The sequence below is a fragment of the Winslowiella sp. 2C04 genome (assembly GCF_050037805.1).
GTDB classification, from domain to species: domain Bacteria; phylum Pseudomonadota; class Gammaproteobacteria; order Enterobacterales; family Enterobacteriaceae; genus Erwinia; species Erwinia toletana_A.
In genome coordinates this window covers 3,499,354-3,523,190 of the sequence record NZ_CP188300.1, presented here as the reverse complement: position 1 = coordinate 3,523,190, position 23,837 = coordinate 3,499,354, and the positions used below count along the sequence as shown (strand labels likewise).

Here is a 23,837-nt window from a genome sequence, read left to right as displayed (position 1 = left end):
GTTGTAAGCATTAAGTTTATTGCATATTTCAGACGCGCGCTTGTCAATAATGGTGATAATTGCAAAAAATATGAAAAATCAGTGAAAACCCGTCAATGAGTGAGATTTCTGCCACTCATCATAATTCAGACTATATATTATCACGCTGAGGTGCGACGCAATTCACAGATATCCATAGCACTGGCAGGCTATTTTCGCCGATTATCCGGCAGGAAAGCCGTCAGAATGCCAATAAGTGGCAGATAAGCACAGATTTGGTAGACCAACTCAATGCTGGTGCGATCGGCAACCAGACCTAACACTGCGGCACCCAGCCCGCCCATCCCAAAAGCAAAGCCAAAGAACAGGCCGGAAACCATGCCGATGCGTCCCGGCATCAGCTCCTGCGCGTACACCAGAATGGCGGAAAAGGCCGAGGCAAGAATCAGACCAATAATCACGCTCAGGATGCCGGTCCACGCCAGCGAAGCGTGGGGCAACAGCAGGGTAAAGGGTGCAACGCCGAGGATTGAACCCCAGATAACGTATTTACGGCCAATCTTATCGCCCAGCGGCCCGCCAATTACCGTACCGGCGGCAACCGCAAACAGAAAGGCGAACAGGTGGAACTGTGCATCCTGTACTGACAGTCCAAATTTATGGATCAGATAAAAGGTGTAATAACTGCTGATACTGGACAGATAAAAATATTTAGAGAAGATCAGCAGCAGCAGAATGCTGACCGCCAGCACCACTTTCTTGCGCGGCAGCGGATTGATAATCACGCTGACCGGACGGCTTTTCGCCACCCGATTCTGATGCTGATACCAGCGGCTAATCTGCAACAGCACCACAATCGCCAGCAGCGCCGCCAGCGTAAACCAGGCAACGTTACCTTTACCGTAAGGGGCGATAATTAATGCAGCCAGCAGCGGCCCGAGTGAACTGCCGAGATTACCACCGACCTGAAACAGCGACTGTGCCAGACCGTGACGTCCGCCGGATGCCATACGCGCCACCCGGGAAGATTCCGGGTGAAACACCGACGAACCGGTGCCAACCAGTGCGGCGGCCAGCAAGATTAATGGGAAGTTATGCGCCATTGCCAGCAATATCAGGCCGGAAAGGGTAAAACCCATACCAATCGGCAATGACCAGGGCTGAGGATGCTTATCGGTAAAATGACCAATCAGCGGCTGAAGCAGCGAGGCTGTGACCTGAAAAGTCAGAGTTATCAGCCCGATTTGCACAAAACTGAGTGAAAACTCACTGCGCAGCAGCGGATAAATCGCCAGAATCAGCGACTGAATCATATCATTTAATAAATGCGCCAGGCTGATGGCACCCAGCACGCCAAAAGCGGTGCGTGGGGATGCCGCCGGAGTTGCAGAAACCGTTTGATCGCTTGCCATAAATTAACCTGATTTCGTTAGAATTTTTTTGTGTCTCGCGGGATATTCAACCGGGTTACCCGACAGATTGCAATCACTGAAACCGTGATCGCTAACATATCTATAACAATCCTGACTGGGTGCGGTAATCAAATTGCGGGATAATAAGTCACCAGGAGTAAAAAATTGAAAGCATTGATGTTATCGCACGCGGCGACTTACACTGGCGCGATGACCAGATGGCGTTGCAGACAAGGAGATTGATTTTGCGTTTCACTACCAAAGCCTTACCGGGCATTTTATTGTTGTCATTAATGGCGACGCCATTGCTGGCGCAGGCGTGGGAAAAAGACCGCAGCTATAAGTTCACCGTACTGCACACCAACGATCACCACGGGCGTTTCTGGAATAACGATCGCGATGAGTATGGCCTCGCGGCACAGAAAACCCTGGTCGACAGTATTCGTTACGATGTGCAGGCGCACGGGGGGTCGGTACTGATCCTCTCCGGCGGAGATATTAATACCGGCGTGCCGGAGTCCGATTTACAGGACGCTGAACCTGATTTTCGCGGCATGAACCTGATTGGTTATGATGCGATGGCGATCGGTAATCATGAGTTTGATAATCCGCTGTCGGTATTGCGTCAGCAGCAAAAGTGGGCCAAGTTTCCGCTGCTGTCTGCCAATATTTATCAGAAAAGCAGCGGCGAGCGCCTGTTTCAGCCTTACGCGTTATTTAACCGTTCTGGACTGAAAATCGCGGTTATCGGCTTAACCACCGACGACACCGCCAAAATCGGCAATCCGGAATACTTCACCGATATGGAGTTCCGTAAGCCTGCTGCGGAAGCAAAAGCCGTGGTAGAGGCGCTGCGCGCCAGTGAAAAGCCGGATGTGATTATTGCGGCGACCCATATGGGCCATTACGACAATGGTCATCATGGTTCAAATGCCCCGGGTGATGTTGAAATGGCACGCGAGCTGCCGACAGGCTATCTCGATATGATCGTCGGCGGTCATTCGCAGGATCCGGTCTGTATGGCAAAAGACAATGTTAAACAGGCTGACTATGTGCCCGGCACGCCGTGCGTACCGGATCAGCAAAACGGCACCTGGATCGTGCAGGCTCATGAGTGGGGCAAATATGTTGGTCGGGCAGATTTCACTTTCCTCAACGGCAAGCTGACGATGGATCACTATCAGCTGATCCCGGTTAACCTGAAGCATAAAGTCAAAAACAGTGATGGCACTGAGACTTGGGTGAACTATACCCAGCCAATCGAAAAACATCCGGGGATGATGAAATTACTGACGCCTTTCCAGAAAAAAGGCGAGGCACAGCTTGGCGTGAAGATCGGTAGCGTGAATCAGCATCTGGAAGGCGATCGCAGCAAAGTACGCTTTGTTCAGACTAACCTGTCGCGGGTGATCCTTGCCGGACAGATCGATCGCACCAACGCGGATTTTGCCGTGATGAGCGGAGGTGGCGTGCGTGATTCCATCGAAAAGGGCGATATCACCTATAAAGATGTGCTGAAGGTGCAGCCGTTTGGCAATACCCTGACTTATGTCGATATGAAAGGTAGCGATGTCGAAAAGTATCTGGCGGTGGTCGCCAATATGCAGGTCGATTCCGGAGCCTATGCGCAATTTGCTAATGTCAGTCTGGTTGCCGACGGTAAAGGCGTCAGCGAGGTCAAAATCAAAGGTGAGCCGTTGCAGCAGGACAAAACTTACCGCATGGCGTTACTCAGCTTTAACGCGACCGGCGGTGACGGTTATCCGGTGGTCAGCAATCTGGCAAGTTACGTTAATACCGGTTTTGTTGATGCGGAAGTATTGAAACAGTATATCGAGCAACATTCACCGCTGGATGCGGAGAAATATGCACCGAAGGGCGAAATTGTTTATAAAACAGTAAACTGACGCGTTTTATTGCACGGGCGGCGATTTCGTCGCCCGTGACATGGTGTTGCGATTCTCAGGCCTGACACTCGCGCTTCGCCATCACCTTCTGACGTAAGGTGTCATACGCCCAGTTATAGACCACGGTGTACGGCAGGAAGAACAGGAAAAAGCCCACTTCAACCAGAAACGCTTCCCACAAGGTGGCATTCAGCATCCATGCGGCGATCGGCAAGCCAATAGCGATAAAACCGCCTTCAAATCCCAGCGCATGCATAATACGAATACCCAGGCCGCGTTTCACCACGCCCGGTGGACACAAGCGATCAAAACCGGCGTTGTAAATCATATTCCACAGCATGGCCACGGTCGATAACATGATCGCCAAAGCACCCATCTGAAACAGCGGTTTATCCATAATCCAGGCAGCCAGTGGCGCAACGATTGCGATCGCCAGCACCTCAAAGCCTGCAGCATGTAAAAAACGTTCTTTCAGTGTTCTGGTACGCATATCCACTCCTTAATAAGTTCTGATGGCGATTATCATCGTTTTTATTGGTAATATAAAATGAGTATCCATCGATAAAAGCGATAGTTTGCCATGCGTTACTCTCCTGAATCACTTGAAGCATTTGTACAAACCGTTGAAAGCGGCTCATTTTCGGCGGCGGCGCGCGCGTTACGTAAAAGTCAGTCAACCGTCAGCACCGCCGTGGCTAATTTAGAAACCGATCTCGGCTTTGCGCTATTTAACCGCGAGGCGCGCCAGCCGGTGCTGACTGAGGAAGGGCGACGGGCGCTGGCACAGGTGCAGGAAATTCTGGCGGCCAGTTCGCGGCTGGATGAGCTGGCGGTGCGGCTGGCTGGCAACGTTGAGCCGCGGCTCAGCCTGGCGATCTCCGACTTCTGGCAGGCGGATCACCATGAATCACTGCTGAAGCGTTTTGCGGCACGTTACCCGGCAATTGAGTTTGAATGCATGATTGCTGAAGATGTCGATGTTATCGATCAGCTACAGGTTGGCCGCGTTCATGTCGGCGTGGTGCGAGTGCAGCCTAAACTGCCGCTGGAAATTGCTTCCTCGCGCCTACAGGTTAAGGCACAGATGGCGATCTATATTCATCAGCAGCATCCACTGGCACAGCAGCGCCTGGTGACGCAAAGTCAGCTCGACGGCGAACGTCAGTTGCGGCTGAATACCTGGGCACCGAGTTTGCACCCGCGCACTTCGGCAACGGCGGCGGTGTGGTATGCGCATTCCTATCTGTTTTTGCTGGAGATGGCGGAGCAGGGCTTTGGCTGGAGCATTCTGCCGCGCTGGCTGGTGGAGCAGTTTGGTCACCAGGTCTTGACCGAGCTGCCGGTAAACGGCTGGCCGCAGAGTATTGAGGTGGATGCGGTGTGGTCAAAACGCTCGCCGCCTGGTCCGGCCGGACGCTGGATGATCGACCAGCTTTGCGCCCAGCGGTAAAATTAATCTCGGCGCGCGATATCAGCCAGTCGGGCATTAAGTAGCGACACCAAATCGCTGGCGGCCAGCTCGATATCCAGCCCGCGCTTACCGCCGGAAATATAGATAGCTGGCCAGCCGGTCGCCAGGTGATCAACTACTGTTGGCAGTCGCTTCTTCTGGCCCAGCGGGCTAATGCCGCCAACCAGATAACCCGTTACGCGTTGCGCAATCTGTGGATCGGCCATTTCCACTTTTTTTGCGCCCAGCGCTTTAGCGACCTTTTTCAGATCCAGCTGGCTCGAAACCGGCGTTACCGCCACCGCGAGGTTTTTTGCATCGCCGTCCATCGCCACCAACAGGGTTTTATACACCTGTTCGGCATTCAGATTTAGCTTACGTACAGCCTCATCACCAAAGTGAGTGTCATCACTGTCATGTTGGTAGGGATGCAGAGTGAAGGCGACTTTCTGTTTTTCCAGTAGTTTAACCGCCGGGGTCATTTTTCGATCCTTTTTAGAAAAGTCTCATAGTCACTGATGAAGAAAAGTGCTGGCGAAATTCCAGGCTTTGAGCGACAATCGCCGTCCCATCAGCAAGTCAATTGTTGGTGGATAACCAAAATCATAAAAAAATTCCTCTTTGACGGGCCGATAGCAATATTGGCCTTTTTTTTATCTGCCTTTCAGCAAATCCGGCAAATTTCCCTCGCCATACAGATGCAGTGCCCCGACCGCCACCACGTATCGGCCCGCCGGTAAGCGGTGCAGCGCTTCGCACCAGCGCAGATTGCGCTGATTCATTAACACATCATTCAGTTCGCTACAGAAGGTGGTCGGCAGCGCCACCTGGTTCTGCGCCGGAGGCGTCTCCAGCCACCAGCTCACCATGGTCTGCAACAGGCGGGCATTGGTATGCCAGTGTTGCAGGGTATCGGTCAGCAGCGGCAGACCGTTGTCCGGCAGGGTTTTCAGCAGTTCCAGCTGCTCGTCCGGGCCTTCCAGCTCTGTCACTGTCAGCTGCTGCTGTTTTGCTGCCTGCAACAGTTGGTAATCAATACCATAATCCGGGCGCAGGCCCAGTTGCTGCGCCTGCTGTGCCTGCAACATCAGCGCCACCTGCCAGCCGGGCAGTGAGGCGATCATTTCGACATCAATTGACAGCTCTTCGCACAGCCGCTTCAGCGTTTGCATGTTTTCGGCTGAAAGGCGCTGCTCCAGCGGCGGATGCGATTCGCTGTGGGCGAAGGGCGAGACGCCGCCGGTAATATCCGCTTCGACAATCAGCGCATCCGCTTTACTCAGACGCTGCAACAGCGTGGCGGGCAGCGGCATCATATCGCGGGTGCCCATATGGATGCTGCCGACCAGATGCAGTTGCCGCTCACCAGGCAGCAAAATATCCAGCGCCGGGTACGCGTATTCCACCGGAGAAAGCTCTCTGAACAGTGAGGCCACTTTACGCAGCAATTTGCCCATTTTTCCGCCTTATGCAATCAAACAATTTATGCTAGCGGTTTAACTGTATGATGAACAGAGGAGATCTGTAAGCTCATGCTTTTGGTGGCTGATAACGCAGCAGGCGATTGGCGTTGCTGACCACGGTAATAGAGGATAGCGCCATCGCCGCACCAGCAACCACCGGACTCAGTAATGTACCGGTCAGCGGATACAGCACGCCCGCCGCAATCGGGATACCCAATGAGTTATAAATAAAGGCACCCAGCAGATTTTGCTTCATATTGCGTAATGTGGCTTTGGCAATCGCCAGCGCATCAGCCACGCTGTTTAGATCATGCCGCATCAGGGTAATGGAGGCGGTTTCAATCGCCACATCGCTGCCGCCGCCCATCGCTATACCGACATCCGCCTGCGCCAGCGCCGGGGCGTCATTAATACCATCGCCGATCATTGCCACCTGACGACCTTGCTGCTGCAAACGGATAATCGCCTGCGCTTTGCCATCCGGTAACACACCGGCAATCACCTCATCTATGCCCGCCTGGCGCGCAATGGCATGCGCCGTCGCCGGATTATCACCGGTCAGCATAATCAGTCGATAGCCAAGCTGATGCAGGCGTTTCAGCGCATCGGCGCTGGTGGCACGCAGCGGATCGCGAATGGCCATTACCGCGACCAGTTTGCCATCGGCTGCCAGCATCACCGGTGTAGCACCGCTTTCAGCCAGTGAAGCAATCGACTCATCCGCTTGATCGGTGGCGATTTGATGCTGTTGCATCATGGCATGATTGCCCACCAGCACTTTGATGCCGTCAATTATGCCGCTCACGCCCTGGCCAGGGATTGTACGAAATTGCTCAGTTGCAGGCAGCGACGTTGCACCGGCGCGTTCTGTGATGGCGCGCGCCAGTGGATGATTTGATCCCTGTTCCAGCGCCGCCGCCCAGCGCAGCGCCTGTGACTGTTCAGCCTGATTATAGGTGAGAATATCCGTGACTCGCGGCGCGCCTTCGGTCAGCGTACCGGTTTTATCAAATACCAGCGTATCGAGACTGCTGGCGCGTTGCAGCGCATCGGCATCGCGCACCAGCACGCCGAATTCGGCGGCGCGGCCAACGCCGGAAATAATCGACATCGGTGTTGCCAGCCCCAGCGCACAAGGACAGGCAATAATCAGTACGGTGGTGGCAATCACCAGGGTATAAACCAGCTGCGGCTGTGGGCCGACGAAATACCAGATTGCCGCGCTGATAATGGCGATGGCCACTACGGTTGGCACAAACACCGCAGAGATCCGATCGGCCAGTTTGCCAATTTCCGGCTTGCTGCTTTGCGCCTGACGTACCATCTGAATAATTCGTGCCAGGGTGGTATTTTTCCCGGTAGCCTGAGCGGTAAACAGTACGCTGCCATCCTGTAACAGCGTACCGGCATGTAGCGTATCACCGACAGATTTCTGCTGCGGTACCGGCTCGCCGGTCAACATGGCTTCATCCAGCCAGGCTTCCCCTGAGTTAATCTCGCCATCAACCGGAACGCGATCGCCGGTGGTCAGCCGTAAAGTCATGCCTGGCGTCACTTCACTCAGCGGCAGCACTTTTTCGCCATCGTCGGTTATCACTCGCGCCGAAGCGGGGGTAAGGTCGAGCAACCGTTCCAGCGCTTTTGAAGAGCGCTGACGTGCGCGTTGCTCCAGCGCATGGCCAAGATTAATCAGGCCAATAATCATCGCGCTGGCTTCGTAATAGAGGTGGCGTGCGGCCATCGGGAAGAAATCAGGCCAGATATTCACGCTGATTGAGTAGAGCCAGGCGGCGGCGGTGCCCAGCGCCACCAGCGTATCCATGGTGGCGGTGCCTTTCAACAGGCTACGCCATGCGCTGCGGTAGAAATGGCCACCGGCAATCACCATGACCAGCAGCGTCATTACGCCAGCCACCAGCCAGCCGTTGCGATTGCTTTCGGTGAGCATCATATTGTCGCCGATCATCCCCCAAATCATCAAAGGGATGCCGAGCGTCAGCGCTAACGCCGATTGCCAGCTAAAGCGGCGCATCGCCTGACGCGCGTTATTTTGCTGTTTCTCGCGCCGCTCAGTTTCATCTTCAATCACTTCTGCAGCATAACCGGCTTTTTCTACCGCCTGCACCAGCGCCTGTGGTGAGGCCGAACCCAGCACCAGCGCGCTGCGTTCGGCAAGATTCACCCGCGCCTGCGTAACGCCGGGAACCTGTTGTAAAGCACTCTGTACCCGATTGACACAGCTGGCACAGGTCATTCCGTCGATCAGCAATTGATAGCTGTCGACGGCAGTGGGTGCCGGAAGCTGTGGAGTGTCCGCTGTCAGCGCTTCCGGCTGGTGTTCTGAATCTGTCAGCGGATCAGGCTTTGGGTGGGCGGTATCCGCTTGCAGGGTAGCCTGATAACCCGCCTGTTCGATTGCCTCAATTAACTTGTAGCCGCAAGCGGTGCCGGTTACCCGCGCCTCATGAAGGGACACGTCAGCCTGTTCAACGTCATCACGTTGTTCCAGAACCTCTTTTACCCGTTTGACGCAGTGCTGGCAGGATAGCCCTTCCAGCGCCAGTGAAATAATCTGTGACATAGTTATCGCTCCTGATTTTCCCGATTGACGCCAGTGCCAGTCCGGATTGAATATAAGCTTAAACCTTCCATCAGGGGGAGGGTCAAGCCTCTATCCTGTCTCTGTTTAAGCAGGGTAGAACTTTATTGCAAATGTGCCGCGTCTGTAACGCTAATCAGAATCATTTTGTTTAACTTTTAGTCAGGTTGGCTATGCCATTATAACGTGGTATTTAGCCGGTAAAAAAATTAACGCTATTTCCAGCAATGCGGAGTGTAACCGTAGTGACAAACTCCGGTACTGATTAATCGCCTTTGGGTAGGGGCAAACAAATATGAAATTCAAAAAAAGCATCTCCGCGGTGATGTTGCTGGCCGCGCTGACGATGAGCGGCTGCTCGTCATATAACGCTGTACAGCTTAACCGGGATAAAATAGGCAGTGACTATAGTTATTATAAAATGGATCCTCCGTTGTATGTCGGTGATAAAATTAAATATAAATTAAAAGATGGCAAAGAGGATGAATTAACCGTAGGGAAAGTTGAACCTAATACTATTGTTAGTGATACAGGTAAGGTTATTGCGATATCTGATATCGCCTCGCTGGAAAGAAAAGATTTTTCTAAAGGCAAGACGGCATCGCTGGTGGGCGGAGGCGTCGCCGCGACCACGGTGATTCTGATTGTTATGGTTTCAGCTGCAACTATTGCTGTGATTGGGGCAATTGCCGCAGCCTGATAATTAAATAAACAGACATTTCCTCTATTTGCCATCGGCATAAAATAAAAAGGCGTGCCGGATTATTCGGCACGCCTTTCAGTCGTTTTAATATTCAGAATTTACGATAACTTCTTCGCCGTATGAGCCAGCCTGTGGCAATGGCTGATAGCTGGAGTTTGATGCACGCAGCACGCGAATGCCGCGCGCACCCGCTTCCTGTGCGGCGGTGATATCATTATCAGAGTCACCATAAAATATTTTAATCTCTTTATCTTTCAGCCACTGCGTTTTGGTATTCTGACCTGCTTTATCACCGGCAAAAATAACCGGGTTAACACTGGCGTCAGGAATGCTGAAATCTTGCTGTAAGGTTTTGGTCACCGTTTCGCTTTGCGTCTGGCTACGGCCGGTTACAAAGTAAATGCTGTCACCACGCTTTAGATGCATGGCAATCAGGCTGCTGCCGACTTCTTTCGGCATGCTGAATTCATCCCAGCCATTATTCATTTTTTCCCAGAACTGTGGATTTTTTAAATAGCTCTGCCCGCCAGGAGAAAATTCTTTCTGACCGCGATAAAAACCGGGGCTGGAAAACAATACGGTATCATCAATATCAAAACCCACCGCCATCGGTGGACGCCCCTGCAGGCTATTTTCAATTTGCGCGACGGAAACCCAATGTATCGGTGCCTGCTGTGCAAGCTGCGCGACATTTACGCCTGAATAGAGCGGTTCCGGTACCGATTCTTTCGCCATCAGGTTCTGGCTGAGGCCAATAAGCAGGCAGGCGGCACTGAGGGCATAAGTGATTTTACGCATGTTCTTCCCTTTCCTCTGGTTATTTTATGCATCTGATTTTTTCCACCATAACCATCAGAGGCTGATTATTAAAGGGATTTATCATCGGAGTCATAGAAAATTGTGATGTCGAAAGTGCTGGAGGCTAACATTTTACCGCCATTAAAATTCGGGAGCGGGCGCAGTACCGCTGAAGTCAGCATCTGCTAAAATATGACCACCAGAGGTGAGGTGAGGGGGAACGATGAATATCAGTGACGTGGCGAAAAAGACCGGGCTGACCAGCAAAGCGATTCGCTTTTATGAAGAGAAAGGGCTGGTGACGCCACCACTGCGCAGCGAGAATGGTTATCGCAGTTATACCAGTAAACATCTGGATGAACTGATGCTGCTGCGTCAGGCGCGGCAGGTGGGGTTTAATCTCGATGAGTGTCGGGAAATGGTGGCGCTATTCAACGATCCTGCACGCCACAGCGCGGATGTTAAAGCGCGCACCCTCGATAAAGTTGCCGAGATCGAGGCACATATCGATCAGCTCAGCCAGATGCGCCAGCGCCTGCTGGAACTGGCAGCGGCTTGCCCTGGCGATGACAGTGCTGACTGCCCGATTATCAACAACCTTGCGGGATGCTGTCACTCGGTAAAGTCGGTTTAAACCCGTGGGCTGATGCGTAAGGTAATGCCTTCAATTGCTACCACCACCACCTCGCAACCGGCAGGCAGGTCACTGTCCGCCTGTACCCGCCAGCTACTGTCGCCAGTCTGAATATGACCGATGCCGTTGACCAATGCCGTATGCAGCGTCAAGTGCCGACCAATCATCTGATTACCCCGTTGATTCAGAGTATTGGGTTGTCGCTGTGTTTCACGCCGCTGCATCCAGCGATACCAAAGCCAGGCAGAAATCATGGTGATCACCGCAAACAGCACCCCCTGCCACGCCCACGGCAGCGGAACCAGCCAGCTCGCTAAACCAACCAGCACCGCAGAAATCCCGCTCCACAGCAGATATCCACTGGTGCCGAGCATTTCCGCGACCAGCAGCAGCCCGCCGAGCGTCAGCCAGAACCAGTGGGGATGGGCAACCATTTCGGCCAGCATCAGCTGTTACTCCGATCCTGTTTAGTTTCCTTCAGCAGCTCGCTGATACCGGCAATCGAACCCATCAGGCTGGTGGCGTCGAGCGGCATCAGCACCACTTTGCTGTTATTGGCAGAACCGATTTTTTGCAGCGCATCGGTATATTTTTGTGCCACAAAGTAGTTAATCGCCTGCAAATCACCAGCAGCGATCGCCTCAGACACCATTTTGGTCGCACGCGCTTCCGCTTCGGCGGCACGTTCACGCGCTTCAGCTTGTAAAAATGCTGACTGACGTTCACCTTCGGCTTTTAGGATCTGTGACTGTTTATCGCCCTCTGCACGCAGAATCGCCGCCTGCCTTACCCCTTCTGCTTCGAGAATATCAGCGCGTTTGGTACGCTCCGCTTTCATCTGCGCATTCATTGAGGCGATCAGTTCCACCGGCGGGCGTACATCGCGGATCTCAATACGCGTCACTTTAATGCCCCACGGATTGGTGGCTTCATCAACGATATGCAGCAGGCGGGTATTAATATTGTCACGCTGTGACAGCATCTCATCCAGCTCCATCGAACCCAGTACGGTACGAATATTGGTCATGGTGAGATTAAGAATCGACAGCTCAAGATTACTGACTTCATAGGCAGCACGTGAGGCATCAACGACCTGAATAAAGCAGACGGCATCGATGGTCACATTGGCGTTGTCTTTGGAGATGATCTCCTGCGACGGGATATCCAGCACCTGTTCCATCATATTGATCTTACGACCAACACGATCCATAAACGGCACGATCAGGTTCAGCCCAGGCGAGAGGGTATTGGTATAACGACCGAAGCGCTCAACCGTCCACTGATAACCTTGTGGAACAATTTTTACGCCAGACCAGACGACGATCAGTGCCAGAATAATCAGCACCGGGATAACAGCCAGCATAGACAACCTCCAGATTGTTGATGAACGGGCCGACTCATTCCGACCCGTTTAATTCGTGCTTAGTAGAGCAGCGAATAGAGCTGGCGGCGATATTTCGCTGCCAGTGCATCACCGGTACCGAGCGCCGCCAGAATCTCCTGCAGCATTTTGCGCACCTGGCCGTCTGCGGCATTCATGTCTTTTTTCAGATGCACGAACAGCAGCTCCAGCGCCTCTTCATTACGGCCAACCTGGTGCAGTTGCAGCGCGAGTTGCGCCGCCAGTTCAGCATTTTCCGGCTCGGCTTCCAACTGCTGTTGTAACTGCTGAATTTCCGGGGTGTCCGCGGCCTGTTTCAGCAGATCGATTTGCGCCATCAGCCCCTGATAACGGGTGTCCTGATCCTGTAATGGCACCACTTTCAGTACCGCTTCGGCTTCATCGCTGCGGCTCAGGGCGATCAGAACTTCGGCCAGCAGAAAGCCAATCTCACTCGACTGATTGCTCAGCTGCCAGGCATCTTTCAGCAGCGGCAGCGCGTCGATCATTTTGCCTTCCTGCATCAGCAGCAGCGCTTCCTGTGCTTTCAGCTCTTCTTCACGCGGCAACACTTTTTCCAACAGCGCACGCACCGCTTCTTCCGGCTGTGGCCCCTGGAAACCGTCGACGGGCTGACCATTCTGGAACAGGTAGACGGTCGGAATCGAGCGCAGACCGAACTGGGCAGCAACCGCCTGCTCCGCATCGCAATCCAGCTTCGCCAGAATAAACTGACCAGCATACTGCTGCGCGAGGCGTTCCAGCAGTGGAGTCAGCTCCAGACAGTGCTGGCTGCGTTCAGACCAGAAGTAAAACAGCACCGGAATGGAAGCTGACTGCTCCAGCGTCTGATGCAGGTTAGATTCATTGATGTTAATAATCGAAGCTTGTGGTGACATGAATTCGTCTCTTTTGCTGATGACTTTGTAACAATATTGGGGCGTTACGCCTCGCTTCAAGCGAAATTGTTGTTGCAGTGCTAGTTACTGCGCAAAATGCGATCCAGCATCCAGCCCGGCAGCAAACGACGGATAACGGTCATTGCCCAGGCCACCAGGGTGACCGGATAGCGCAATTTAGGATGCTTACTCTCTAAAGCATGGTGCAATTTCGGCAGAATTGCTGCTGGCGGCAGCGTAAAACGGGCCGCAATCGACGGATTTTTTACCGGACTATCCTGCTGAGTTTGATTAACGTTATCAGTAAAGCGGGTGTGAATAGGCCCTGGCTCAATCAGGCTGACGCGTACCCCGGTGCCGTGCAGCTCCATGCGAAGCGCATCAGACCAGGCTTCAAGCGCATATTTACTGGCAGCATAGGCACCGCGGCGCGGCGTCGACAGCAATCCCAGCACTGAGCTGGTATTAATAATTCGTCCACCGCCATTCGCCAGCAGCGCTGGCAGCAGTAGCATCGTCAGCTGATGCAGGCCAAAGAAGTTGGTCGAAAACTGCTGTTCCAGCTGCTGGCGCGACAACGTATGCAGCGCGCCATAAACGCCGTAACCCCCATTATTAAACAGCGCATACAGCTGATTGCCGCTAAGCTCAATCACCTGCTGCGCGGCCTGCCCGACGCTATAGGCATCATCAAGGTCCAGTTCAATGCCGGTAAATCCCAACTGATTCATGCGCGCCACATCGTCCGCTTTGCGACAGGCGGCAAACACCTGATAGCCTCGACGCTGTAAATCTTCGGCGGCGACCAGGCCAATACCACTGGAACAACCGGTAATTAAAATGCTTTTTTTCATAACTTTACCTGTCAGCGATCACAGTTTTCTTTCACTCGTGCTTAACTAGAGGTGACAGTTGTCTGGCCATCAGATCAGCAATAAAGGGCTGCGCATCGGGAGCGGGATGAATACCATCCTGCTGCATCCACTCAGGTTTCAGATAAACCTGCTCCATAAAAAAGGGGATTAATGGAATGTTGAACTCCTGCGCCAGCTTCGGGTAAATCCCGCTGAATGCCTCGTTGTAGCGGCGACCATAGTTCGCGGGCAAACGGATTTGCATTAACAGCGGCTGGGCATCTGCCGCCTTGATTTCGGTAATGATTTTACGCAGATCCTGTTCGATATTTTGCGGCGGGAAACCGCGTAAACCATCGTTACCGCCCAGTTCGATCAGCACCCACTGCGGTTGATGTTGTTTCAGCAGGGCGGGCAAACGGCTCAGACCCTGAGTGGCGGTATCACCACTGATACTACCGTTAATCACGGTGGGCTTTTCTTGCCATTTATCGTTAAGCAGCGCAGGCCATGCCGCGCTGGCCGACATGCGATATCCGGCGCTTAAACTGTCGCCGAGAATCAGCAGGGTATCTGCCGACGCCACGCGCGAAATGAGTAGCAATAATAACAGGAACGGGTAATGCCAGCGGAAAACATTCTTGAAGTTCATCGTCTTAGTAAGTCCGTCGGTCAGGGTGATCATCAGTTAACCATCCTTACCGGAGTTGAGCTGGTTGTCAAACCGGCTGAGACTATCGCCCTGATTGGCGAGTCGGGATCGGGTAAATCTACGCTGTTGGGTATTCTTGCCGGGCTTGATGACGGCAGTGAAGGGGAAGTGTTTCTTTGCGGCGAGCCGTTACATCAGCATAACGAAGAGCAGCGTGCGGCTTTGCGGGCAAAACATGTTGGCTTTGTTTTTCAGTCGTTTATGTTGGTGCCAACGCTAAATGCGTTGGAAAACGTGCAGCTTCCGGCCCTGCTGCGCGGCGACAGTGAGAGTCAGAGTCGCGAGCAGGCCAGCGCTTTGCTGGCTCAACTGGGGCTGGCAGAACGTCTGAGTCATCTTCCCGCCCAGCTGTCCGGCGGTGAGCAGCAGCGCGTGGCGCTGGCGCGCGCCTTCAATGGTCGCCCTGATTTGCTGTTCGCCGATGAACCGACCGGCAATCTTGATCGTAAAACCGGTGACCGCATCGCCGATCTGTTGTTTTCTCTTAATCGTGATTTTGCCACCACCCTGATTCTGGTAACCCATGATGAGCAACTGGCGGCGCGCTGTGACCGCCGACTGCGGCTGCGCGACGGTAAATTGTGGGAGGAAGCATGATTTGGCGCTGGTTCTGGCGTGAATGGCGTTCGCCATCGCTGCTGATTGTCTGGCTGGCGCTGACGCTGGCTGTCGCCTGCGTGCTGGCGCTGGGTTCACTCAGCGACCGAATGGAGAAAGGGCTGAATCAACAAAGCCGCGATTTTATGGCGGGCGACCGCACCTTAAGCAGCTCGAATCCGGTATCGCCAGAATGGTTGCAGCAGGCGCGCAGTGACGGCTTGCAGATCAGCAGCCAACTGAGTTTTATGACCATGACCTTCGCCGAAAATACGCCGCAGCTGGCCTCGGTGAAAGCGGTCGATGATGTTTATCCGATGTTTGGTCAGCTGACCACGGAACCGGCAAACCTTAAACCGCAGCCGGGTACGGTGCTGGCCGCGCCACGTTTGCTGGCGCTGCTTAATCTGAAAACCGGCGATATGCTGGACGTTGGTGATACCTCACTGCGTATCGCGGGCGAGGTGATTCAGGAGCCGGATTCCGGTTTTAATCCTTTTCAGACTGCCCCACGGCTGATGATGAACCTGGCGGATGTGGAAAAAACCGGCGCGGTTCAGCCGGGTAGCCGGCTAACCTGGCGTTATAAGTTTGCCGGTACGCCGGAGCAGCTCAGCCGCTACGATCGCTGGATTGAGCCGCAGCTGAAAGCCGATCAGCGCTGGATGAGCGTGGACAATTCCGATGATGCGCTTGGCCGCTCGCTGCAACGCGCTCAGCAATTTCTGCTGCTTTCCGCATTACTGACTCTGATACTGGCGATTTCAGCGGTGGCGGTGGCAATGAGCCATTATTGCCGCAGTCGCTATGATTTAGTCGCCGTATTAAAGACCCTGGGGGCCAATCGTGCGGCGCTGCGCAAGCTGATTATCGGCCAGTGGCTGGCGGTATTACTGCTGGCGGCGGTGGTGGGTAGCGCGCTGGGGCTGGGATTTGAAGCATTGCTGTTACAAATGCTGAAGCCGGTGCTGCCGGCGGCACTACCACCTTCCGGCATCTGGCCATGGCTGTGGGCAATTGGCTCGCTGTTTGTTATCTCGTTGCTGGTTGGGCTGCGGCCCTATCGCCTGCTGCTGGCAACTCAGCCGCTGCGGGTGCTGCGTCGTGATGCGATTGCCGAGGTCTGGCCGCTGAAGTTTTATCTGCCGGTTATGGCTCTGGTAGTGATTGGCTTACTGGCGTTGCTGGTAGGCGGCAGCATCCTGTTATGGGCGCTGATCGCCGGTATTGCATTGCTGGCGCTATTGCTGGGTGCGGTGGGCTGGGGCGGTTTATTGCTGTTACGTAAACTGTCGGTGCGTAATCTGGCATTCCGCCTGGCAATCAATCGCCTGTTGCGCCAGCCGCTGACCACTCTGAGCCAGCTGGCGGCGTTTTCGCTGTCGTTTATGCTGCTGGCGCTGCTACTGGTGATGCGTGGTGATTTGCTTGATCGCTGGCAGCAGCAACTGCCGCCGGACAGTCCAAATTACTATCTGCTGAATATCGCCACTGAACAGGTACCGCAGGTGAAAACCTTCCTGCAACAGCATCAGATTAAAACGGAAAACTTCTATCCGATCGCGCGCGTGCGGCTGACTGAGACTAACAATACGCCGGTCGATCCGGCTGAAGACAATACCTATAACCGTGAAATTAACCTGACGTGGCTTGAACAGTTGCCGGATAACAGCCCGCTGGTAGCGGGAAGCTGGCCGCCGAAACAAGGTGAGGTGTCAATGGCGGAAGAGTTGACGGAGCGTCTGGGCCTGAAGCTGGGCGATACGCTGACCTTTACCGGAGATACGCAGTCGTTTAGCGCAAAAATTACCAGCCTGCGTTCAATTGACCGTGAAAGCCTGCGCCCCTTCTTCTTCTTTATTTTCCCGCCGGGAGCGCTTGACCAGCAGCCACAAACCTGGCTGACCAGCTTCCATATGGACAGCGATCCGACCATGCTGGCGCAGCTCAATCGCCAGTTTCCGACGCTCAGCCTGCTGGATATTGGCAGCATTTTGCGTCAGGTCGGGCAGGTGCTGACGCAGGTCAGCCGTGCGCTGGAAATTATGGTAGTGCTGGTTACCGCTTGTGGTGTGCTGCTGTTACTGGCACAAATTCAGGTCGGTATGCGCCAGCGGCGACAGGAGCTGGTAGTGTATCGCACACTGGGAGCCAGTAAAAAACTGCTGCGCGGCACCTTGTGGAGTGAGTTTGCCGTGCTGGGCGCGGTGTCCGGGATTGCCGCCGCAATCGGCGCTGAAGCCGCGCTGTGGGGTTTGCAACGTAAGGTATTTGATTTCCCGTGGCAGCCTGACTATATGCTTTGGGGGGTGTTACCGCTGGCCGGCGCGCTGCTGCTGTCGGTGTGTGGTGGCTGGCTGGGTATTCGCTTACTGAAAGGGAAGGCGTTATTCAGAAGTTATGAGTCTGCGTAAAGCTCATTTAGTCGAAAGGGAGCCGTTTTCGGCTCCCTTACCGTTACAGTTTTGCGATAGCCCACTCAATACCGCTGGCATATTCCGGCGGTAACATCGGCACCAGCGCGTTTAATGCGTTGATTAACGTACTACCCTCAACGTCATTCAGATTGAGATGACCGACTTTACGTCCGGCACGCACTTCTTTCTCATACCAGTGCAGATTAACTAACGGCTGCTGTAACCACTGCAAATTAATCTCGGTGCCAATCAGATTAACCATCACCGACGGCGAGCTGACTACCGGTTTCGGCATTGGCAAATCAAGAATTGCTCGCAGATGCAGTTCAAACTGGCTGATCGATGCGCCGTTTTGCGTCCAGTGACCGCTGTTGTGCACGCGCGGGGCCAGTTCATTGATTAACAGACCTTCCGGCACCACAAAACACTCCATCGCCATCACGCCGACATAGTGCAGCTTATGCATAATGGCAGACAGCATCTGCTCCGCCTGCTGTTGCAGTGCGGCATCCGGCTCAGGCAACGCCACGCTGGTGCGCAGAATGCCATCCTGATGCAGGTTATGGGTCAACGGATAAAATACCGTCTCGCCATTAGGGTTGCGCGCCCCCACCAGAGAGACTTCGCCACTGAAGTTAATGCCCTGTTCGACGATGCACTCACCGTAACACTCTGGCGGCAGCTGCTGGATTTGATCGGCACGCAAACGCCACTGTCCGCGCCCGTCATAGCCGCCGGTGCGACGTTTAACGATCGCCAGTTCACCGAGCGTTGAAAACACCTGCGGCCATTGATCGTCTGACGCCAACAGCTGCCACGGGGCGGTCGCGAGGCCAAGCTGATCGAGAAGCTGTTTTTGCGTCAGGCGATCGGCCAATATTGGAAAAATATCGCGGTTTACAAACGCCGGGTGTTTCGCCAGTTCACGGGTCAGCGCAGTTTCCGGCCAGCGTTCAATCTCGGCAGTAATCACGCTTTGCTGAATGGGCAGCGCTTCCGGCTCGGCGTCCAGCCCCACCGGATACACCGCGATGCCCAATGGCTCGCCAGCCTGACGCAGCATGCGCCCAAGCTGACCATTACCTAATACGCAAACCGGCTTCATGCATTACCCCGTGGATCAGGATTGTTAAGCACTTCATCGGTCTGACTCTGACGCCAGTCGGCCAGACGCGCCGCCAGTACGCTATCGTGGATTGCCAGAATCTGCGCCGCCAGCAGCGCGGCATTGGCGGCACCGGCTTTACCAATCGCCAGCGTACCGACCGGAATACCACGCGGCATCTGCACGATGGAGTAGAGGCTATCAACACCGCTGAGGGCGGCGCTCTGTACCGGTACACCCAGCACCGGAACCAGCGTTTTCGCTGCCAGCATGCCTGGCAAATGGGCCGCGCCACCGGCACCGGCAATAATGACCTGATAGCCATTTCCCGCTGCGTTTTCAGCGAAGCTAAACAGTTTATCCGGGGTGCGATGGGCTGAGACCACTTCAACGTCGAAAGGAACCGCAAGGGTGGTAAGAATCTCTGCGGTAAACTCCATGGTTGCCCAGTCACTTTTTGAACCCATAACAATGGCAATGCGGGCTGGGGCGGCGTTGGATGACATGCGAGTCTGACTCCTGTGATTGTACAAACTTCACCCGTGCGATTTTAAACAGCCGGGTGGGAAGGGCAGAGAGAATACCATGACTCGACAGCAAGGAAAACGGTTGCGTAGCCGCCTGGCGCGGCAAAATTCGGCTTATTAAGGCGAGATCAGAAGGGGAAAGCGCTCAGCGTCACGGCGTCAGCATCGACCTGAATCATCGAGCCTTGCTGGTGCCAGGCACCCAGCACCACGCGTTCTGCTGGCTGACCATTAATTTGTAAGGCGTGTACCGCAGGCCGGTGGGTATGCCCGTGAATCATCCACTGCGCCTGGTGGCGCTGGAAAGCATCCGTTACCGCGTGTTGATTAACATCCATAATGGCTGCGGATTTGCCGCGATTGGCATTTTTACTGTTGGCGCGCATATTGGCGGCGATGCGCTGGCGGATAAACAGCGGCAGCGCGAGGAACAGCTTTTGCAGCCAGCGCTGATGCACTTTGCGGCGAAAACGCTGATAGACTTGATCGTCGGTGCAGAGGGTGTCGCCATGCAGAATCAGTACGCGTTTACCATACAGTTCCAGCAGCTGCTCTTCCGGCAGCAGAATCATGCCGCTGGCGTGGGCAAAGCGATGGCCCAGCAGAAAATCACGATTACCGTGAATAAAGTAGCAGGGCACGCCCTGTTGCTTCAGCGCCATCAGCGCCGCCGCGACTTCGGCATGCAGCGGATTAGGGTCGTCATCGCCAATCCAGGCTTCGAACAGATCGCCAAGAATATACAGCGCATCGGCATGCGGTGCCTCGCGCTGTAAAAAACGCAGAAAACCGGCAGTAATTGCCGGTTCTTCTTCACACAGATGCAAATCTGCGATAAATAGCGTGCGTGACATTACTCGCTAACGGTCACTTTCTGGATCACGACGTCTTCTTTTGGCACGTCCTGATGCATACCGCTACGGCCGGTAGCAACGCCTTTGATTTTCTCAACCACGTCCATACCTTCAACTACTTCAGCAAATACGCAATAACCCCAACCCTGCAGGTTCTCACCGCTGAAGTTCAGGAAGTCGTTGTCTGCAACGTTGATAAAGAACTGGGCAGTGGCGGAGTGTGGGGCAGAAGTACGCGCCATTGCCAGCGTGCCTTTGGTGTTTTTCAGGCCGTTATTAGCTTCATTGCGGATTTCTTCTTTCGTTGCTTTCTGCTTCATGCCTGGCTCAAAGCCGCCGCCCTGAACCATAAAGCCGTTGATTACACGGTGGAAAATGGTGTTGTCGTAGAAACCTTCACGACAGTAATCCAGGAAGTTCTTCACGGTGGCTGGGGCTTTATCGTCGAAAGTTTTGATAACGATGTCGCCATGATTGGTCTGGAAAGTAACCATAATCTCGTCCTGTTAAAGGTGGGAGTTTTAAACGACTGTGCTCACGGCAGGGTAGTAAAAATGCCGGGCCAGTTTTGACAGACGCTTCTTATATCACAAATTGTGATGACGCGTCAGCATGGCGACATCAGCCGAGTTGCTGCCATGTTCTTGCATTGCAGCGCGCTTACGTTAACAATACGTCAAAATAAGCCTTTATATACCCGGGTGATTGCCGTTGTTGCTGCCGCGCCAGCTACCCGGGAAATAATCAGTTTGTTAACCCGCACACGTCATACGGAATGTCTCAATGCTAAAGATTTACAACACCCTGAGTCGTCAAAAAGAGGAATTTAAACCTATTCATGCTGGCAAGATCGGCATGTACGTGTGCGGAATTACCGTTTATGACCTCTGTCATATTGGCCACGGTCGTACTTTTGTGGCGTTTGACGTCGTTTCGCGTTATCTGCGTTATTGCGGCTATCAGCTGAATTACGTGCGCAATATCACTGATATTGATGACAAAATTATCAAGCGTGCCAATGAAAATGGCGAAAGCGTTGAAACGCTGACCAATCGCATGATCGCCGAAATGCATGCCGATTTCGCCGCGCTGAATATTCTGCCGCCGGATCTCGAGCCGCGTGCTACCCGTCATATCGGCGAAATTATCGAGCTGGTGGCGAAGCTGATTAAGCGTGAACATGCTTATGTTGCCAGCAATGGTGACGTGATGTTCTCGGTAGAAAGTGATGCCGATTACGGCAAACTTTCGCGACAGGATCTGGAGCAGTTACAGGCGGGCGCACGTGTTGAAGTGGCTGCTGACGTGAAGCGCAACCCGATGGATTTCGTGCTGTGGAAAATGTCGAAAGCCGGTGAACCGAGCTGGTCGTCACCGTGGGGCGAAGGACGTCCGGGCTGGCATATCGAATGTTCAGCGATGAACTGCAAACAGCTTGGCGAGCATTTTGATATTCATGGCGGCGGTTCCGACCTGATGTTCCCGCATCATGAAAACGAAATTGCCCAGTCAACCTGCGCACATGACGGCCCTTATGTTAATTACTGGATGCACTCCGGCATGGTCATGGTTGACCGCGAGAAGATGTCAAAATCGCTGGATAACTTCTTTACCGTGCGTGACGTGCTGGCGCATTACGACGCGGAAACCGTGCGTTACTTCCTGATGTCCGGCCACTATCGCAGCCAGCTCAACTACGGTGAAGATAACCTTAAGCAGGCGCGTGCCGCGCTGGAGCGTCTGTACACCGCGCTGCGCAACACCGACGCGAGTGCAGTCGCTGCCGGTGGGGAAGCCTTTGAAGCGCGTTTCCGCGAGGCGATGGACGATGATTTCAACACGCCAGAAGCCTACTCGGCACTGTTCGATATGGCGCGAGAGGTTAACCGCCTGAAAAGCGAAGATATCGGCGCAGCCAACGGTCTGGCGGCGAAACTGCGTCAGTTAGCGGGCGTGCTGGGCCTGCTGGCGCAGGATCCGGAGCAGTTCCTGCAAAGCGGTGCACAGAGTAACGACGCGGAAGTGGCGGAGATTGAAACGCTGATCAAAATGCGTTTTGATGCGCGCCAGGCAAAAGACTGGGCGCAAGCGGATATTGCCCGCGATAAGCTGAACGAGCTGGGCATTATTCTGGAAGATGGCCCGCAGGGAACCAGCTGGCGTCGTAAGTAAATGAGATTTAAATTAGCGGGAAGATGAAGATATTGTCAGTAAAAGGATGTTTAACCAACATGGAGTTTGGATACGACCAGGCCTCTTTTTTTTAAAAGCTTGAGCAGCTTCCAGAATGATTTACAATCCTACGAATTCTTATCCTGATGACAGTTACGCTAAACGTACTTTTCAGGATAAGTCATCAAACGGCAGCCAGGGCTGCCGTTAATCACTGGCTTCAGGCCGTGACTGTCACCTGATTACCATCAAACTCAACAACTTGTCCGGCGACAATCTTGCAGCGTTTGCGGGTTTCAACCGCGCCATTTACGGTAACATAACCATCCGCAATCAGCGTCTTGGCCATCGCGCCGCTTTCTACCCAGCCTTCCAGCTTCAGTAAATCGCATAAATCTACGTGTGGGTGCTTACCCAGAGAAAAGGTTGCCATTATTTTGCTGCTCCGTCGTGATACTCTTCGCATGCCTGCAGGGTATTCTGAATCAGGGTTGCCACCGTCATCGGGCCGACACCGCCAGGCACCGGCGTAATATAGGCTGCGCGTTCTGATGCGCTGTCAAAATCCACATCGCCGACCACTTTGCCGCTTTCCAGACGGTTAATTCCGACATCGATAACAATCGCGCCTGGCTTAATCCATTCACCCGGGATAAAGCCCGGTTTACCGACCGCGACCACCAGCAGATCGGCATGCTCAACATGATGACGCAGATCGCGGGTAAAGCGGTGGGTGACGGTGGTGGTGCAACCGGACAGCAACAGCTCCATGCTCATCGGCCGGCCGACGATATTGGATGCGCCAACCACTACCGCGTTCAGGCCATAGGTATCGATATTATAACGCTCCAGCAGCGTTACAATGCCGCGCGGCGTACAGGGGCGCAGCTTGGGCGCTCGCTGGCACAGACGACCAACATTATACGGATGGAACCCATCCACATCTTTATCCGGCGAAATGTGCTCCAGCACTTTGACATTATCGATGCCGGCAGGCAGCGGCAGCTGCACCAGAATACCGTCGATTTCCCTGTCGTTATTCAGCTTATCAATCAGCGCCAGTAACTCGGCTTCGCTGGTGGTGGCGGGCAGGTCGTATGAACGCGAAAGAAAACCGACTTCTTCACAAGCACGACGTTTGCTGCCGACATAAATCTGCGATGCCGGATTTTCACCGACTAACACCACTGCCAGGCCAGGTGCACGTTTTCCGTCAGCCAGACGTTGCTTAACTTTTTCAGCAACCTCAAGGCGCACCTGCTGCGCAATCGTTTTACCGTCAATAATTTTTGCTACCATCAGAGAGGAAATCCATCTGTGTTAAGTTGAAACGGGGGAATACGCCTATTCTGTCAGAAGCCAGCGCCGCTGTCA

General features: G+C 53.9%; 24 protein-coding genes. 7 read left to right on the top strand and 17 right to left on the bottom strand.

Features of this window, described 5'->3' with window-relative positions:
- Window positions 1–188 precede the first annotated feature (188 nt).
- On the bottom strand, window positions 189–1,391 hold the full coding sequence (locus ACP3TC_RS15915; protein WP_313856191.1) for an MFS transporter: 1,203 nt from the start codon (window positions 1,389–1,391) through the stop codon (window positions 189–191).
- Window positions 1,392–1,684: 293 nt separating this feature from the next.
- On the opposite strand from ACP3TC_RS15915, the gene ushA reads away from it, so the two are divergent.
- A complete protein-coding gene (ushA, locus tag ACP3TC_RS15910) occupies window positions 1,685–3,298 on the top strand; it encodes a bifunctional UDP-sugar hydrolase/5'-nucleotidase UshA (protein WP_313857616.1) in 1,614 nt (537 codons plus the stop codon).
- A gap of 55 nt (window positions 3,299–3,353) precedes the next feature.
- Here the strand turns inward: ushA and ACP3TC_RS15905 are convergent, their stop codons facing one another.
- The gene (locus ACP3TC_RS15905) at window positions 3,354–3,788 is read right to left on the bottom strand and encodes a multidrug/biocide efflux PACE transporter (protein ID WP_313856192.1); all 435 of its coding nucleotides are present in this window, start codon (window positions 3,786–3,788) and stop codon (window positions 3,354–3,356) included.
- A gap of 90 nt (window positions 3,789–3,878) precedes the next feature.
- Between ACP3TC_RS15905 and ACP3TC_RS15900 the strand changes: the two genes are divergently transcribed.
- Window positions 3,879–4,748 carry a LysR family transcriptional regulator gene (locus ACP3TC_RS15900; protein WP_313856193.1) on the top strand — a complete coding sequence of 290 codons (870 nt, stop codon included), beginning with the start codon at window positions 3,879–3,881 and terminating at the stop codon, window positions 4,746–4,748.
- 2 nt (window positions 4,749–4,750) lie between these two features.
- Here the strand turns inward: ACP3TC_RS15900 and ybaK are convergent, their stop codons facing one another.
- The 3 genes from ybaK to copA form a co-directional block, all read right to left on the bottom strand.
- Window positions 4,751–5,230: a Cys-tRNA(Pro)/Cys-tRNA(Cys) deacylase YbaK gene (ybaK, locus tag ACP3TC_RS15895; RefSeq protein ID WP_313856194.1), complete on the bottom strand. Its 480-nt coding sequence runs from the start codon at window positions 5,228–5,230 to the stop codon at window positions 4,751–4,753.
- A gap of 171 nt (window positions 5,231–5,401) precedes the next feature.
- Complete coding sequence (locus ACP3TC_RS15890; protein ID WP_313856195.1) at window positions 5,402–6,205, bottom strand: TraB/GumN family protein; 804 nt, start codon at window positions 6,203–6,205, stop codon at window positions 5,402–5,404.
- Between the two features lie 73 nt (window positions 6,206–6,278).
- Window positions 6,279–8,792, bottom strand: a complete 2,514-nt coding sequence (gene copA, locus ACP3TC_RS15885; RefSeq protein ID WP_426816818.1) for a copper-exporting P-type ATPase CopA — start codon at window positions 8,790–8,792, stop codon at window positions 6,279–6,281.
- A gap of 313 nt (window positions 8,793–9,105) precedes the next feature.
- Here copA and ACP3TC_RS15880 point away from each other — a divergent pair, with 313 nt between their 5' ends.
- Complete coding sequence (locus tag ACP3TC_RS15880; RefSeq protein ID WP_313856197.1) at window positions 9,106–9,510, top strand: hypothetical protein; 405 nt, start codon at window positions 9,106–9,108, stop codon at window positions 9,508–9,510.
- Between the two features lie 87 nt (window positions 9,511–9,597).
- Here the strand turns inward: ACP3TC_RS15880 and aphA are convergent, their stop codons facing one another.
- A complete protein-coding gene (aphA, locus tag ACP3TC_RS15875; protein WP_313856199.1) occupies window positions 9,598–10,311 on the bottom strand; it encodes an acid phosphatase AphA in 714 nt (237 codons plus the stop codon).
- A gap of 223 nt (window positions 10,312–10,534) precedes the next feature.
- On the opposite strand from aphA, the gene cueR reads away from it, so the two are divergent.
- Window positions 10,535–10,945 carry a Cu(I)-responsive transcriptional regulator gene (cueR, locus tag ACP3TC_RS15870; RefSeq protein WP_313856201.1) on the top strand — a complete coding sequence of 137 codons (411 nt, stop codon included), beginning with the start codon at window positions 10,535–10,537 and terminating at the stop codon, window positions 10,943–10,945.
- Here the strand turns inward: cueR and ACP3TC_RS15865 are convergent.
- From ACP3TC_RS15865 to tesA, 5 genes are all read right to left on the bottom strand, one after another.
- A complete protein-coding gene (locus ACP3TC_RS15865) occupies window positions 10,942–11,391 on the bottom strand; it encodes an NfeD family protein (protein ID WP_313856202.1) in 450 nt (149 codons plus the stop codon). The genes cueR and ACP3TC_RS15865 overlap by 4 nt on opposite strands.
- A complete protein-coding gene (locus ACP3TC_RS15860; RefSeq protein ID WP_313856203.1) occupies window positions 11,391–12,308 on the bottom strand; it encodes an SPFH domain-containing protein in 918 nt (305 codons plus the stop codon). The genes ACP3TC_RS15865 and ACP3TC_RS15860 overlap by 1 nt, the downstream gene beginning before the upstream one ends.
- A 59-nt stretch (window positions 12,309–12,367) precedes the next feature.
- Window positions 12,368–13,225 carry a co-chaperone YbbN gene (locus tag ACP3TC_RS15855; protein WP_426816817.1) on the bottom strand — a complete coding sequence of 286 codons (858 nt, stop codon included), beginning with the start codon at window positions 13,223–13,225 and terminating at the stop codon, window positions 12,368–12,370.
- An 80-nt stretch (window positions 13,226–13,305) separates the two neighbouring features.
- Window positions 13,306–14,079, bottom strand: coding sequence for an SDR family oxidoreductase (locus tag ACP3TC_RS15850; RefSeq protein WP_313856205.1), 774 nt, complete (start codon window positions 14,077–14,079; stop codon window positions 13,306–13,308).
- 31 nt (window positions 14,080–14,110) lie between these two features.
- On the bottom strand, window positions 14,111–14,731 hold the full coding sequence (tesA, locus tag ACP3TC_RS15845; RefSeq protein WP_313856206.1) for a multifunctional acyl-CoA thioesterase I/protease I/lysophospholipase L1: 621 nt from the start codon (window positions 14,729–14,731) through the stop codon (window positions 14,111–14,113).
- Between tesA and ybbA the strand changes: the two genes are divergently transcribed.
- The gene (ybbA, locus tag ACP3TC_RS15840) at window positions 14,702–15,388 is read left to right on the top strand and encodes a putative ABC transporter ATP-binding protein YbbA (RefSeq protein ID WP_313856207.1); all 687 of its coding nucleotides are present in this window, start codon (window positions 14,702–14,704) and stop codon (window positions 15,386–15,388) included. The genes tesA and ybbA overlap by 30 nt on opposite strands.
- On the top strand, window positions 15,385–17,802 hold the full coding sequence (ybbP, locus tag ACP3TC_RS15835; protein WP_426816816.1) for a putative ABC transporter permease subunit YbbP: 2,418 nt from the start codon (window positions 15,385–15,387) through the stop codon (window positions 17,800–17,802). The genes ybbA and ybbP overlap by 4 nt, the downstream gene beginning before the upstream one ends.
- A gap of 43 nt (window positions 17,803–17,845) precedes the next feature.
- Here ybbP and purK read toward each other — a convergent pair whose 3' ends face one another.
- From purK to ppiB, 4 genes are all read right to left on the bottom strand, one after another.
- Window positions 17,846–18,910: a 5-(carboxyamino)imidazole ribonucleotide synthase gene (gene purK, locus ACP3TC_RS15830; protein WP_313856210.1), complete on the bottom strand. Its 1,065-nt coding sequence runs from the start codon at window positions 18,908–18,910 to the stop codon at window positions 17,846–17,848.
- Window positions 18,907–19,416: a 5-(carboxyamino)imidazole ribonucleotide mutase gene (gene purE, locus ACP3TC_RS15825; protein WP_426816815.1), complete on the bottom strand. Its 510-nt coding sequence runs from the start codon at window positions 19,414–19,416 to the stop codon at window positions 18,907–18,909. The genes purK and purE overlap by 4 nt, the downstream gene beginning before the upstream one ends.
- Window positions 19,417–19,565: 149 nt before the next feature.
- Entirely contained in the window at window positions 19,566–20,291 is a 726-nt protein-coding gene (gene lpxH / locus ACP3TC_RS15820) for a UDP-2,3-diacylglucosamine diphosphatase (RefSeq protein WP_426816814.1), read from the bottom strand.
- A complete protein-coding gene (ppiB, locus tag ACP3TC_RS15815) occupies window positions 20,291–20,785 on the bottom strand; it encodes a peptidylprolyl isomerase B (RefSeq protein WP_313856214.1) in 495 nt (164 codons plus the stop codon). The genes lpxH and ppiB overlap by 1 nt, the downstream gene beginning before the upstream one ends.
- Before the next feature lie 289 nt (window positions 20,786–21,074).
- Between ppiB and cysS the strand changes: the two genes are divergently transcribed.
- Complete coding sequence (gene cysS, locus ACP3TC_RS15810) at window positions 21,075–22,463, top strand: cysteine--tRNA ligase (protein WP_426816813.1); 1,389 nt, start codon at window positions 21,075–21,077, stop codon at window positions 22,461–22,463.
- A 220-nt stretch (window positions 22,464–22,683) separates the two neighbouring features.
- Here cysS and ybcJ read toward each other — a convergent pair whose 3' ends face one another.
- Window positions 22,684–22,896: a ribosome-associated protein YbcJ gene (gene ybcJ, locus ACP3TC_RS15805; protein WP_313856216.1), complete on the bottom strand. Its 213-nt coding sequence runs from the start codon at window positions 22,894–22,896 to the stop codon at window positions 22,684–22,686.
- Window positions 22,896–23,762: a bifunctional methylenetetrahydrofolate dehydrogenase/methenyltetrahydrofolate cyclohydrolase FolD gene (folD, locus tag ACP3TC_RS15800; RefSeq protein WP_313856218.1), complete on the bottom strand. Its 867-nt coding sequence runs from the start codon at window positions 23,760–23,762 to the stop codon at window positions 22,896–22,898. Before folD ends, ybcJ begins: the two co-directional genes overlap by 1 nt.
- Between the last annotated feature and the right edge of the window lie 75 nt (window positions 23,763–23,837).